Below are 13598 nucleotides of genomic sequence, written 5' to 3' on the forward strand. Positions count from 1 at the left end.
AAGGATTATTCCACGATGAACAGCGGCTTACCAGTCATCTCTTGCGGGATTTCCATTTCCATTAGTGACAACATGGTTGGCGCGATATCTGAAAGTTTGCCACCTTCGACCGCTTTAACCTCTTTGTTGCCGACATAAATCAGCGGAACAGGCAGGCTGGTATGGGCGGTGTGTGCCTGACCGGTTGCCGGGTCGCGCATCTGCTCAGCATTGCCGTGGTCAGCGGTTATCAACAATTGGCCATCAACAGCCTTCACTGCGGCAACCACTTGTTCAATGCAATTATCCAGTGTTTCTACTGCTTTCACTGCGGCATCATAATCGCCGGTATGGCCGACCATATCGCCATTTGGATAGTTACAAATGATCACATCATATTTGCCGCTAGTGATAGCGCCTACCAGTTTTTCCGTCAATTCTGCGGAACTCATTTCTGGTTGCAAGTCATAGGTTGCCACTTTCGGTGAGTTAATCAGAATGCGATCTTCACCTTTAAATGGCTCTTCAACACCGCCGTTGTAGAAGAAAGTGACGTGAGCATATTTTTCAGTTTCAGAAATACGAAGCTGAGTTTTGTCATGCTTCATCAGCCACTCGCCGAAAGTATTCGTCAGTGATGCTGGTGGATAAGCACAAGCGACTTTAATATCCGCAGCATATTCAGTCAGCATCACGAAATCGCCGAAGTTAACCACTTTATCGCGTTTGAAACCGTCGAAATCTTTATTAACAAAGGTGCGAGTGATTTGACGGGCGCGGTCAGCACGGAAATTCATAAAGATTAATGCGTCACCATCGTTCATGGCGGCATCAGCTTCACCTGCTGCTTTAATCACGGTTGGTCTAACGAATTCGTCATTTTCATCACGGGCATAGGCGGCTTGTAACCCAGCCACCGCGTTATCAGCGGTGAACTCGCCTTTGGCTTGAGTCAGTAAGTCATAAGCCAGCTGTACACGATCCCAGCGATTATCGCGGTCCATGGCATAGTAGCGGCCAATGATAGAGGCGATGCGACCTTTACCCAGTTTGGCAAACTGCTCAGTGAATCGTTTCAGTGATGACTCAGCACTACGCGGCGGGGTGTCGCGTCCATCGAGGAAAGCATGGAGATAAATTGCTGTTGCGCCGCGTTTGGCTGCCAACTGAACCATCGCCAGAATGTGGTCTTCGTGGCTGTGGACACCACCGGCAGACAACAGTCCCATGATATGGACGGCTTTACCTGCTTTAACCGCTTTATCAATGGCGGCAGTCAGTGTTGGGTTCGTGAAAAAGTCACCGTCTTTGATTTCTTTGTCGAGGCGAGTCAAATCCTGATAAACAATACGGCCGGCACCTAAATTGACGTGGCCTACTTCAGAGTTACCCATCTGCCCATCAGGCAGACCAACATCCAGGCCGGAAGCGGCAATCAATGTGTGAGGCTGTTGCTGCCATAAACGGTCCATAACTGGCGTTTTGGCATTCAGAATGGCGTTATCCTGTTGTTCTTCACGGTGGCCGTAGCCGTCCAGAATAGTGAGAACCAGTGGTTTTTTAGTGCTCGACATTGCATAACCTTTTTATTATGTAGAAAGGCGGTAATTTACTACAAAACCGGTTAAAAATAGCCCAAAGAGATCAACATTGGGGTGAGGTTTTGGGGAAATATCATCAAAGCAGTGATAAAACTTCCCGAGATTGCTCGCAGTTTCTGCAATAGCGCTTGCATATTGGCTGTATTTGCCGCAACGCGCAGGTATACTCTGTCACCTTGAATATTATCCCCTAACTAACGGGAGTTTTTACCCCCATGTTGCAAGAAATTATGCAATTCATTAGCCTGCATCCAGTTTTGAGTCTGGCTTGGGTGGCGTTGTTCGTCGCCGTAATTTTCACCAGCTTTAAAACCACATTGTCAAAAGTGAAAGAGATTACCCGTGGTGAAGCGACTCGTCTGATTAACAAAGAAGATGCGGTTGTGGTTGATATCCGCACGCGTGATGATTATCGCAAGGGTCATATCGCCAGTTCTATCAATTTGCTGCCAAGTGATATCAAAAACGGCAGTCTGGGCGAGTTGGAAAAGCACAAAGCACAGCCTATTATTGTAGTTTGTGCCACCGGGACAACTTCCCGTGCTTCTGCTGAGCTCCTGAATAAAGCCGGTTTTGAGCGAGTGTTTACCTTGAAAGAAGGTATCTCTGGCTGGAGTGGTGAGAATCTACCACTGGCGCGCGGTAAGTAATTGCTATAATAATTCGCTATATCAATAGATTATAAATTTAACTGAGGTGTACCCATGGCGAAAATTGAGATTTATACCAAAGCAACCTGCCCATACTGCCATCGTGCTAAAGCACTGTTGAGCAGCAAAGGTGCGGCTTTCCATGAAATCGCAATTGATAATGACCCGGCTAAACGCGAAGAGATGATTGCTCGTAGCGGGCGGACGACGGTACCTCAGGTATTTATTGATGGGCAGCATATCGGTGGCTGTGATGATTTACATGCCCTGGATGCGCGCAGTGGGCTTGACCCGCTGCTTTAACTCGTCAGTGGGTCCCATTAAATTAATGGAAAGAGCCCACGGCGGCAGTGCTGTTTAATAAGGACGTCTAACTTTAGGGTATCTATACACATGTCAGAACAAAACAACACCGAGATGGCTTTCCAGATCCAACGTATCTACACCAAAGATATCTCCTTCGAAGCACCTAATGCTCCGCAGGTTTTCCAGCAGGATTGGCAGCCAGAAGTTAAACTTGATCTTGATACTGCTTCCAGTCAGCTGGCTGAAGATGTGTATGAAGTGGTACTGCGTGTGACGGTAACGGCTTCTTTGGGTGAAGAAACTGCATTCCTGTGTGAAGTTCAGCAGGGTGGTATCTTCTCTGTTGCTGGTATCGAAGGCACCCAACTGGCGCATTGCTTAGGTGCATACTGCCCGAACATTCTGTTCCCGTATGCGCGCGAATGCATCACTAGTCTGGTTTCTCGCGGTACTTTCCCACAGCTGAATTTGGCACCGGTTAACTTTGATGCCCTGTTCATGAACTATCTGCAACAGCAGGCTGAAGGTGAAGGCGAAGGTGCTGAACAACGTCAGGATGCCTGATGAACACCACCCATGCTTCAATGACTGTAATCGGTGCCGGCTCTTACGGCACCGCTTTGGCCATTACGCTGGCGCGTAATGGCCATAAAGTTGTGTTATGGGGTCATGACCCTAAACATATTCAGGTTCTACAACAAGACCGTTGTAACCAAGCTTTCCTACCCGATGTTCCTTTCCCAGATACTCTGTTGCTGGAAACTGACCTTACCCACGCACTGGCAGCCAGTCGCGATGTACTGGTGGTCGTACCCAGCCATGTCTTCGGGGCGGTATTAAACCAGTTGAAACCTCATTTACGCCCAGATGCGCGCATTGTTTGGGCAACCAAAGGACTTGAGGCAGAAACTGGCCGTTTACTGGCAGATGTGGCCCGTGAAGTGTTGGGCGAGGCCATCCCACTGGCGGTGATTTCCGGCCCAACCTTTGCCAAAGAGCTGGCTGCGGGTCTACCCACTGCGATTGCGCTGGCATCAACTGATGTGCAATTTAGCGAAGACCTACAACAGTTATTGCACTGTGGCAAAAGCTTCCGGGTTTACAGTAATCCTGATTTCATCGGGGTGCAGTTGGGGGGAGCGGTTAAAAACGTGATTGCCATAGGTGCCGGAATGTCTGATGGCATTGGTTTTGGTGCCAATGCTCGTACTGCTTTGATAACCCGTGGCTTGGCTGAAATGTCTCGTCTGGGTGCTGCATTAGGTGCGGATTCCTCCACCTTTATGGGCATGGCAGGGTTAGGTGATTTGGTGCTAACCTGCACAGATAATCAATCCCGCAACCGTCGGTTTGGTATCATGTTAGGTCAGGGATTAGGCGTACAAGAAGCGCAGGACAAAATTGGTCAGGTGGTTGAAGGTTACCGCAATACCAAGGAAGTTCTGGCATTAGCGCAGCGCTATGGTGTCGAGATGCCAATAACCGAACAAATTTATCAGGTGTTGTATTGCCACAAGAATGCCCGTGAAGCGGCTCTGACCTTGTTGGGTCGGACCAAAAAAGATGAGAAAAGCGGTATCTGATAAGTTGGGCTGGTTAGCTGCAATAAAATAATAATGATATACCCAATGTCATGGGAGTGGCAGCTCCAATGACATTGGGTATGAGTTGCTTTGGTCGTTCCCCAAAGCGGCTTGTTTATGGGCAGGAGTATGCAATGTCGTCAGAAGAGTTAGAGCTGGTCTGGAGTAGCATTAAATCAGAAGCGAGAGCACTGGCAGAGTGTGAACCGATGCTGGCAAGTTTTTTTCACGCGACATTATTGAAGCATGAAAATTTAGGCAGCGCGTTGAGTTATATTCTGGCGAATAAGTTAGCTAATCCTATCATGCCCGCTATTGCTATCCGTGAAGTGGTTGAAGATGCTTATCGTGCTGATGCACAGATGATCGTCTCTGCTGCGCGCGATATTCTGGCCGTACGGTTGCGTGACCCCGCAGTTGACAAATATTCCACGCCATTACTGTACCTGAAGGGCTTCCATGCTTTACAGGCCTACCGTATTGGTCATTGGTTGTGGGCGCAAGATCGCAAAGCGCTGGCTATTTACCTGCAAAATCAAGTCTCTGTCGCTTTCGGAGTGGATATTCACCCTGCGGCGACCATTGGTTGCGGCATCATGTTGGACCACGCCACCGGTATCGTGATTGGTGAAACTGCGGTGGTTGAAAATGACGTTTCCATCCTGCAATCCGTGACCTTGGGCGGGACTGGCAAAACCAGTGGTGATCGCCATCCTAAGATCCGTGAAGGGGTGATGATTGGCGCTGGCGCGAAAATCTTGGGAAACATTGAAGTTGGACGTGGTGCCAAAATTGGTGCCGGGTCAGTGGTGTTGCAAGCGGTTCCAGCTCACACTACCGCCGCCGGTGTTCCTGCTCGCATCGTCGGCAAGCCAGAAAGTGACAAACCGTCGCTGGATATGGACCAGTATTTCAATGGGATGAGCCACGGTTTTGAGTACGGCGATGGTATCTGATAGTACCCTTCGTACTTAAAGCTGTAGCTGTGTTAGCGGCACATACTCACCCGAATCACTGACTTATGTAAGCTCATCGGGATACGTTTGCTTGCTGCCTACCTGCAACCCCAATTACTTTGGGGATAAAACTGTTACTTTGGGATAAACATGTTATATGGGGCAGCGAATATGTTGCCGCTGTCATATATTGGCTATTCTTTCAGTAACGCACCCGGATAACCCAATTGCCGCCAGGCTTCATAAACCACAACCGATACTGCATTTGACAGATTCATGCTGCGGCTATCGGCTTGCATTGGAATTCTGATTTTTTGTTGAGCCGGTAATGCATCCAGCACAAAGGGTGGCAAACCACGGGTTTCAGGGCCAAACAGCAGATAGTCATTGGCCTGATAGCTGACGGCACTGTGAGCGGGTGTTCCTTTGGTCGTCAGTGCAAATAAACGGGCCGATTGTGGGCCGGTCGATTGCGCACCATCAAGGTTTTCACTGTCAAGAAAAGCTTGATAATCATGGTGATGCTTAATGTTAGCAAACTCATGGTAATCAAGACCCGCACGGCGTAAGCGCTTGTCGTCCCAAGTGAAACCCAAAGGTTTAATCAGGTGGAGCTGGCAGCCGGTATTGGCACATAACCGGATAATATTGCCGGTATTCGGCGGGATTTCGGGTTCAAATAAAACGATATTAAGCATATGTCCCCCAATAATAAGGGGCGCAGGATATCAGAAACCTCCTCTCAGTGCAGCGATTGAGCCGTAAAACAAAAATTTAACCGCAAGGAGCGGAGAGCACCAATAGTGACGCTTTTATACACTGGTCGCCACAGTCAGTATCAAAGAGGTATTCATCATGAAATCAGCGAAAGGATGTCTAGACACTGCACAAGACCCACGTTTTATCGCTGTGACCCATCGCGATAAGGCCGCTGATGGTCAGTTTGTTTATGCGGTGAAAACGACCGGTGTATATTGCCGACCCTCTTGTGCATCCCGTCAGGCTAAAGCCGAACATATTGAATTCTTTGCTGATAACCATGCCGCCGAGCTTGCGGGTTATCGGCCTTGCAAACGCTGTCGACCAACTGAGCTATCCCAAAAGCAGCAGCACGCTGAAAAAATCAGCCAGGCATGCCGTTTAATTGAGCAAGCCGAAACGCCATTTAAGCTTGAGGAACTGGCGGCAATGCTGGGCCTCAGTGCTTTCCATTTCCATCGGTTATTTAAAACTTTCACTGGGGTCACCCCCAAGGCGTATGCCACTGCAACCCGAAGTGCGCGAATCCGCACACAATTGGCGGGGCAAGGTTCGGTGACTGATGCCATCTTTGACGCCGGTTATAACTCTAATGGCCGTTTTTATGAGCAATCGAATCAATTGTTAGGAATGACGCCGACCCGCTACCGCAAAGGTGGCCGTGATGTCAGGCTGCATTTTGCCGTTGGGGAGAGCTCTCTCGGTGCCATTTTAGTGGCGAAAAGTGAACTGGGAATCTGTGCCATTTTGCTGGGTGATGATCCACTCCTGCTGGTACAGCAATTACAGGACAAATTTCCCCATGCCGAGCTAATTGGTGGTGATGCCGAGTTTGAGCAATGGTTTGCTCAAGTCGTGGGTTTGGTCGAAGCTCCTCAGCTTGGGCTTGATTTGCCATTGGATATTCGCGGAACTGCTTTTCAGCAGCGGGTATGGCAGGCATTGCGCGAAATACCGGTGGGTAAGACGGCCAGCTATGCCGAGATTGCGATGCAGGTCGGCTCACCAAAAGCCGTACGTGCTGTTGCTGGCGCTTGTGCCGCCAATATATTGGCCGTCGCTATTCCTTGCCACCGGGTCATTCGTCAGGATGGATCATTGTCAGGTTATCGTTGGGGCGTTGAGCGCAAGAAACTGTTATTGGAAAAAGAGGGTTTGAGTGCCAGAGATCTGCCCGATCTAACTTGATCGGGCAGCAAGAAAACGCATCCCGATGAGCTTACTCAAGTAAGTGATTCGGGTAAGTACGCGTAGCTAACAACCTTGCAGCTTCAAGTGCAAGGGTATCTATTTGAGTGGGTGCAGCGGCAACCAGATGATCAGGCGCAAACCCCCTAATGGGCTATCTTCGGCTCGTACCCATCCGCGGTGCTGATTAACCGCAGTTTCGACAATCGCTAACCCCAAACCGGTTCCACCGGATTCACGATCACGCGCTTCATCCGTACGGTAGAATGGCCGGAATATCTGTTCACGATCTTCTGGGCTGACACCTGGGCCATCATCATCCACAGTGATAGTAATGCCCTGATTATCCGAGCTGAATGCCACGGCAATGTGATGGTGAGAATAACGCAGTGCATTACGCACGATATTCTCCAGCGCACTGTCGAGGGCCGCAGGATTGCCAAATAGCGTCCATGGCCCCGGCGGAGCTGTCACCTCCAGTGTTTTACCCATTTGATCGGCTTCGAACTGCGCGTTTTCCAGCACATCAGACCACAAATCATTAGCTTTAATCGGCTCGCGGTGTAGCTCACTTTTATGCTGACTGCGAGATAGCACCAGTAAGTCATTGATCATGCTATCTAAGCGCTGCGCTTCCATTTCGATACGTTCCAGCTCTTTCCCTTCACCATGACGGCGGCGCATTAGCGCGGTGGCCAGTTGCAGGCGAGTCAGCGGGGTACGTAGTTCATGGGAAATATCAGAAATCAGCCGTTGTTGGGCAACAACCATCCTATCGAGAGCGCCGATCATCTGGTTGAAACTGGCCCCGGTGGCCAAAAATTCTTGTGGCCCGGACTCCAGCTCTGGGTGCGGTTTCAGGTTGCCCCGCGCCACATCATCAGCGGCATTTTTCAGTTTACGTGCCGGTTTCGCCAGACTCCATGCCAGCCATAACAGCAGGGGAGCACTGATCAACATAGTGGCAATCAATAATAGTAGCGGCCGGTCAAACATCAGGTTGATAAAATCAGACTGTGGGCTGCTAGCCGGGCGAATCAGATAGAGCTGATAGTTATCTTCCCCATCACGGATGGAGAAGGGGCCGACCATCTCGATGCGGCCATACTTTTTCTTTTTCGGCTGGTCTGAGTTATCTGACTGGCCAATGAAATTGCGCACAATCTGCATTTCGTGACGTTGAGCACCAATAACGCGGCCCTCTGTGGTCACTAACACTAAATGCTGGCCCGGCGGTGCCCATTTTTCGATAGCGCGATACAGCCTGCGCCACCACATAAGGTCATTGGCCGGGTCACTTGCCAGCTCAGCTTCGATATGTTGTTCCAGCATCGTTCCCTGACGCTGTTCACTTTCGAGCAAGGTCGTCATTTGGCGCGAATCGAGCTTGGGTACCATCAGCACCAGCATTAATACCAGTGCCAAGGTAAACCAGAAAATAGCAAAAATTCGCGCCGTTAAACTGTTAATCATGTTTCAGAAACCATCAGATACCCGCGGCCACGCAGGGTTTTAAACCAAGGTAACCCGTCTTTGCGGTCCGGCAACTTACGGCGCAGGTTTGAAATGTGCATATCAATGGCACGGTCAAAAGGTGTCAATCGTTTCCCCAGCACTTCCTGGCTGAGATGTTCTCGCGATACCACCTGACCAAGATGTTGGGCCAACAGGTAGAGCAAGGTAAATTCAGTACCGGTTAATTCTAGCGACTGGCCTTCAAAGCTCGCCTCTTGACGACCCGGATTCAATTGCAGGCAATCAACCTCCAGTGTTGGCGCACCTTGGTCGATATTTTGTTGCTGCTCACTCCAGTTCGAGCGGCGCAAAATGGCACGGATACGTGCGACAAGCTCACGGTCATTAAAGGGTTTTGCCAGATAATCATCGGCACCCAACTCCAGGCCAAGTACCCGATCCAGCTCGCTGCCACGGGCAGTAAGCATAATCACGGGAGTCTGGTGGTGCTGACGTAATTCTTTCAATGTTTCGATACCATTTTTACGTGGCATCATAATATCGAGTAATAACAAGTCGATAGAGTTGTCTAGCAAGTTTAATGCCTGCTCACCATCGTGAGCAACCACCACATTAAAGCCTTCCATTTCCAGTAATTCTTTCAACAGCGACGTCAGTTCACGATCATCATCGACTAATAGGATTTTATGCATGATTGTTTCTCCTCTTGACGCAAAATACGTTATCAATTGCCGGTATTCCATGACTTTACTTAGCTTTACATGCCCTGACTCCAGTTTTACATCCCACTGACGCTAGTTTGCAGCCAGACCGATAGACTGCTTCTCATTGAATCGCATAGCAGTAAATCGCTTAGCAGATAGAAACCCAGGAGTTAATGATGCGCAAAGTAACTAAAGTATCAACGTTAATCATGGCGTCAATGTTAGTTCTCGGCTCTCAAGCCGCTTTCGCCGTCGATAAGACCGGGCCCAATGATGGCTGGTGCCACGGTGACGGTATGATGATGAACAAGAAAGATGGTCGCGGCCACCATAACATGTTTGATGGCGTCAATCTGACCGAACAGCAGCGCCAGCAAATGCGCGACTTAATGCGCCAGTCTCGTCAAGGCCAACCTCGTATGGATATAGCTGACCGAGAAGCTATGCACAAGCTGATTACCGCCGATAAATTCGACGAAGCTGCGGTAAGAGCACAAGCTGAGAAAATGTCCAAAGACCAAGTTGACCGTCAGGTCGAAATGGCCAAAGTCCGTAACCAAATGTTTAACTTGCTCACTCCAGAGCAAAAAGCTGCCCTGAACCAAAAGCACCAGCAGCGCATTGAGAAAATGCGGCAGGTGCCAGCACCAGCAGCACAACCCGCTTCTGCCCAGAAGTAGTAGTACCTAGTAATACCCAGTAGTACCAAGTAATACCCTGTTTTCCTTGCCATAGACACCATCCCTGTCTTTCCCCGCCATGATGGCGGGGCTTTTTTTTGTCCATTTCCGTTATACTAATCATCCTTAAATATCATTTGGGATGAGTTATGGATCCGCAATATGCGCGACTGGTTAAAGCTGCTGCGCTGAGTGCCACTGTGCTGGCATCAACCTTACTGATTATTAAAATTTTTGCCTGGTGGCATACCGGATCGGTAAGTTTGTTGGCGGCGTTAGTTGACTCGCTGGTGGACCTGACGGCTTCTCTGACAAACCTTTTTGTGGTGCGCTACTCTCTACAGCCTGCGGATGAAGAACATACTTTTGGTCATGGTAAAGCCGAATCCTTGGCGGCACTGGCGCAAAGTATGTTTATCTCTGGTTCGGCATTATTCTTGTTCTTGACGGGTTTCCAGCATTTAGCTTCACCGGAGCCGTTGCAAGATCCTAGTATAGGTATCTGGGTAACGTTAGTCGCATTATTCAGTACACTGATATTAGTCACATTTCAGCGCTGGGTGGTACGAAAAACCCACAGTCAGGCTATTCGGGCCGATATGTTGCACTATCAATCTGATGTAATGATGAATGGTGCTATCCTTATTGCATTGGCATTGAGTTGGTATGGTTTTCATCGTGCGGATGCACTCTTTGCCTTGGGTATCGGTGTTTATATCCTCTACAGCGCATTACGTATGGGATATGAGGCGGTGCAAGCCCTACTGGACCGGGCATTACCTGATGTTGAGCGGCAGGAAATTATCGATATCGTGATGTCATGGCCGGGTGTGATTGGAGCCCATGACTTACGTACCCGCCAGTCGGGGCCAACTCGCTTTATTCAGCTTCATCTTGAAATGGAAGATATGCTGCCACTGATGGAGGCGCATATTTTAGCCGAGCAGGTTGAGCGAGCATTATTGCACCGTTTCCCCGGTGCTGATGTTCTTATCCATCAAGATCCCAGCTCTGTGGTGCCAAAAGAACGTCATGCACATTGGGAGTTATAATTTCTTCATCAATTATTGCTACATTAATGGCAGGTAAACTGCGGTTACATAATGGTAAGTCATGAAGGAAATACCGCCAAATGGCATGACTTGAATCAATTCAGCTTGGTGTTTTTGCTATAATATTCGATATTAAGCTTACAAAGCTGATTTTCTGTACTGTTCACCTGTGCAAGACATAATCGGCAAATAAAGAATTTTAAAAAATCGCATCTACAAGTTTAGAGGTAGTCATGGTCAAGAAAATCGGTGTACTCACAAGCGGCGGTGACGCGCCTGGTATGAACGCAGCCATTCGTGGTGTTGTTCGTGCCGCTTTGTCAGCAGGATTGGAAGTTTACGGTATTGAAGATGGCTATCTTGGCTTGTACGAAAACCGTATGAGAAAACTGGATCGCTATAGCGTGTCCGATATGATTAACCGTGGCGGTACTTTCCTGGGTTCTGCGCGTTTCCCTGAATTCCGTGACCCAGAAAAACGCAAAGTTGCGCTGCAGAATATGAAAGACCGTGGTATCGATGGCCTGGTGGTTATCGGTGGTGACGGTTCATATGCTGGTGCAGATTTGCTGACCAAAGAAGGGGGTATTCACTGCGTCGGCTTACCAGGTACCATCGATAACGATGTGGCCGGTACTGACTACACCATCGGTTTCTTCACCGCATTGGGTACTGTGGTTGAAGCTATTGACCGCTTACGTGATACTTCCTCTTCACATCAGCGTATTTCTATCGTTGAAGTGATGGGTCGTTATTGCGGTGATTTGACTCTGGCGGCGGCCATTGCCGGGGGGTGTGAATTTATCGCTATCCCTGAAGTTGAATTCAAACGTGATGATTTAGTTGACGAAATCAAAGCCGGTATCGCTAAAGGCAAGAAACACGCTATCGTTGCCATCACTGAAAAACTGGATGATATCGACGAGCTGGCTAAATATATCGAGAAAGAAACTGGCCGTGAAACCCGCGGTACCGTGTTAGGTCATATCCAGCGCGGCGGTGCTCCAGTGGCATATGACCGTATTCTGGCATCCCGTATGGGGGCTTATGCTGTTGACCTGCTATTACAGGATCATGACTATAAGCAGGGCGGTTTCTGCGTCGGTGTACAGAACGAGAAAATGGTGCATGAATTAATCTCGGTTTGTATCGCACCAGAGAACAAGAAAAGTAAATTTAAAGAAGATTGGTACGATACGGCGAAAAAACTGTTCTAAAACAGCCAATAGCCTGAAGAGAAAGCCTCCGCACGCGGGGGCTTTTTGCATTTATGCCCGGCATCTCTCAAGTTGCAGGTGTGTTGGCAGCTTGCTGTTCACCCGAATCACTGACTTGTGTAAGCTCATCGGGACTCTCTTATTTGCCACTTTCCTGTACCTTGAAAGCTATTGGGTATCACCGGGTATATTTCGTATTGATATAATCAGAACTTTTTTATTCTTTAATTGATTGAAAAGTTTCTGGCACGCTCTGTATCAAGCCAAGCAATTGGGTTGATTAGAATTTAGGTTAATAACATTAGGTTACTAACAACAAATCTGGGGAGCGGGTCGATGCGTAAATGGGGTGTAGGTTTGTCATTACTGCTGCTGGCGTCAGGTGCCATAGCAAAAGATATTCAATTGTTGAATGTGTCATATGATCCGACACGTGAATTTTATCAAGCATATAACCAAGCATTCAGTAAGCATTGGCAAGAGCAGACTGGCGATAAAGTAACCGTGCGTCAATCACATGGCGGTTCTGGTAAGCAGGCGACCTCGGTTATTAATGGTATTGAAGCTGATGTTGTGACTCTGGCTCTGGCTTATGATGTCGATGCTATTGCTGAGCGTGGTCGTATTGATAAAAACTGGATCAAACGTCTGCCGGATAACTCCGCACCTTATACCTCAACTATTGTATTCCTGGTACGTAAAGGGAATCCTAAGCAAATTCATGACTGGTCAGATTTAGTGAAACCGGGGGTTTCGGTTATTACTCCGAATCCAAAAACATCTGGTGGTGCGCGCTGGAATTATTTGGCGGCGTGGGGTTATGCGCTAGAGCACAACAATAACGATCAGGCTAAGGCACAAGAGTTCGTCAAAACACTGTACAAAAATGTGGAAGTATTGGATTCCGGTGCGCGTGGTGCGACCAATACCTTTGTTGAACGTGGTATTGGTGATGTATTGATTGCCTGGGAAAACGAAGCTCTGTTGGCTGTCAATGAAGTGGGTAAAGACCAATTCGAGATTGTCACGCCAAGCGTCTCTATTTTGGCTGAGCCGACGGTATCGGTAGTGGATAAAGTGGTCGATAAGCGCGGTACACGTGAAGTCGCAGATGCTTATTTGAAATATCTCTATTCCCCTGAAGGCCAGACGATTGCCGCCAAGAATTATTATCGTCCACGTGACCCAGCGGTTGCCGCTAAGTTTGCTAATGAATTCCCACAACTAAAGTTGTTTACCATTGATGAAGTGTTTGGTGGTTGGACTAAAGCACAGCAGGTGCATTTTGCTACCGGTGGTGTCTTTGATGAAATTAGTAAGCGTTAAAATTAATTAGGTAGTTAACTCAGGCCCGTAGGTTAATGCTTACGGGCGTTTGTTTTGCAAATTAAATATCTTTATTGATTACACCAACAATCTCATTATTTTCACTATTTCTCTCATTCTT

General features: G+C 48.4%; 14 protein-coding genes. 10 read left to right on the top strand and 4 right to left on the bottom strand.

Going from position 1 to position 13598, the window contains the following annotated elements:
* Window positions 1–5: 5 nt before the first annotated feature.
* On the bottom strand, window positions 6–1553 hold the full coding sequence (gpmM, locus tag DJ58_RS08605; protein ID WP_004710494.1) for a 2,3-bisphosphoglycerate-independent phosphoglycerate mutase: 1548 nt from the start codon (window positions 1551–1553) through the stop codon (window positions 6–8).
* Window positions 1554–1795: 242 nt separating this feature from the next.
* On the opposite strand from gpmM, the gene DJ58_RS08600 reads away from it, so the two are divergent.
* The 5 genes from DJ58_RS08600 (at window position 1796) to cysE (ending at window position 5075) form a co-directional block, all read left to right on the top strand.
* Window positions 1796–2230, top strand: coding sequence for a rhodanese-like domain-containing protein (locus DJ58_RS08600; RefSeq protein ID WP_004710496.1), 435 nt, complete (start codon window positions 1796–1798; stop codon window positions 2228–2230).
* Window positions 2231–2284: 54 nt separating this feature from the next.
* Window positions 2285–2533, top strand: a complete 249-nt coding sequence (gene grxC, locus DJ58_RS08595; RefSeq protein ID WP_004710497.1) for a glutaredoxin 3 — start codon at window positions 2285–2287, stop codon at window positions 2531–2533.
* Window positions 2534–2623: 90 nt separating this feature from the next.
* Entirely contained in the window at window positions 2624–3100 is a 477-nt protein-coding gene (secB, locus tag DJ58_RS08590) for a protein-export chaperone SecB (RefSeq protein WP_032911469.1), read from the top strand.
* A complete protein-coding gene (gene gpsA, locus DJ58_RS08585; protein ID WP_004710499.1) occupies window positions 3100–4119 on the top strand; it encodes an NAD(P)H-dependent glycerol-3-phosphate dehydrogenase in 1020 nt (339 codons plus the stop codon). The genes secB and gpsA overlap by 1 nt, the downstream gene beginning before the upstream one ends.
* Before the next feature lie 134 nt (window positions 4120–4253).
* Window positions 4254–5075 carry a serine O-acetyltransferase gene (cysE, locus tag DJ58_RS08580; protein WP_032911470.1) on the top strand — a complete coding sequence of 274 codons (822 nt, stop codon included), beginning with the start codon at window positions 4254–4256 and terminating at the stop codon, window positions 5073–5075.
* Window positions 5076–5269: 194 nt separating this feature from the next.
* Here cysE and trmL read toward each other — a convergent pair whose 3' ends face one another.
* A complete protein-coding gene (gene trmL / locus DJ58_RS08575; protein WP_004710502.1) occupies window positions 5270–5773 on the bottom strand; it encodes a tRNA (uridine(34)/cytosine(34)/5-carboxymethylaminomethyluridine(34)-2'-O)-methyltransferase TrmL in 504 nt (167 codons plus the stop codon).
* 157 nt (window positions 5774–5930) lie between these two features.
* On the opposite strand from trmL, the gene ada reads away from it, so the two are divergent.
* Complete coding sequence (ada, locus tag DJ58_RS08570; RefSeq protein ID WP_004710503.1) at window positions 5931–7022, top strand: bifunctional DNA-binding transcriptional regulator/O6-methylguanine-DNA methyltransferase Ada; 1092 nt, start codon at window positions 5931–5933, stop codon at window positions 7020–7022.
* Between the two features lie 99 nt (window positions 7023–7121).
* On the opposite strand, the gene cpxA is transcribed toward ada, so the two are convergent.
* The gene (gene cpxA, locus DJ58_RS08565; RefSeq protein WP_032911471.1) at window positions 7122–8495 is read right to left on the bottom strand and encodes an envelope stress sensor histidine kinase CpxA; all 1374 of its coding nucleotides are present in this window, start codon (window positions 8493–8495) and stop codon (window positions 7122–7124) included.
* Window positions 8492–9190, bottom strand: a complete 699-nt coding sequence (cpxR, locus tag DJ58_RS08560) for an envelope stress response regulator transcription factor CpxR (protein WP_004710507.1) — start codon at window positions 9188–9190, stop codon at window positions 8492–8494. Before cpxR ends, cpxA begins: the two co-directional genes overlap by 4 nt.
* A gap of 188 nt (window positions 9191–9378) precedes the next feature.
* On the opposite strand from cpxR, the gene cpxP reads away from it, so the two are divergent.
* The 4 genes from cpxP (at window position 9379) to DJ58_RS08540 (ending at window position 13477) form a co-directional block, all read left to right on the top strand.
* Window positions 9379–9882: a cell-envelope stress modulator CpxP gene (gene cpxP, locus DJ58_RS08555; RefSeq protein WP_032911472.1), complete on the top strand. Its 504-nt coding sequence runs from the start codon at window positions 9379–9381 to the stop codon at window positions 9880–9882.
* Between the two features lie 149 nt (window positions 9883–10031).
* On the top strand, window positions 10032–10934 hold the full coding sequence (gene fieF / locus DJ58_RS08550; RefSeq protein ID WP_004710511.1) for a CDF family cation-efflux transporter FieF: 903 nt from the start codon (window positions 10032–10034) through the stop codon (window positions 10932–10934).
* Between the two features lie 233 nt (window positions 10935–11167).
* Complete coding sequence (gene pfkA, locus DJ58_RS08545; protein ID WP_032911474.1) at window positions 11168–12151, top strand: 6-phosphofructokinase; 984 nt, start codon at window positions 11168–11170, stop codon at window positions 12149–12151.
* A gap of 336 nt (window positions 12152–12487) precedes the next feature.
* The gene (locus DJ58_RS08540; protein WP_004710514.1) at window positions 12488–13477 is read left to right on the top strand and encodes a sulfate ABC transporter substrate-binding protein; all 990 of its coding nucleotides are present in this window, start codon (window positions 12488–12490) and stop codon (window positions 13475–13477) included.
* The last annotated feature ends 121 nt before the right edge of the window (window positions 13478–13598 follow it).

It is taken from the genome of Yersinia frederiksenii ATCC 33641 (genome assembly GCF_000754805.1).
In the GTDB taxonomy this organism is placed as follows: domain Bacteria; phylum Pseudomonadota; class Gammaproteobacteria; order Enterobacterales; family Enterobacteriaceae; genus Yersinia; species Yersinia frederiksenii.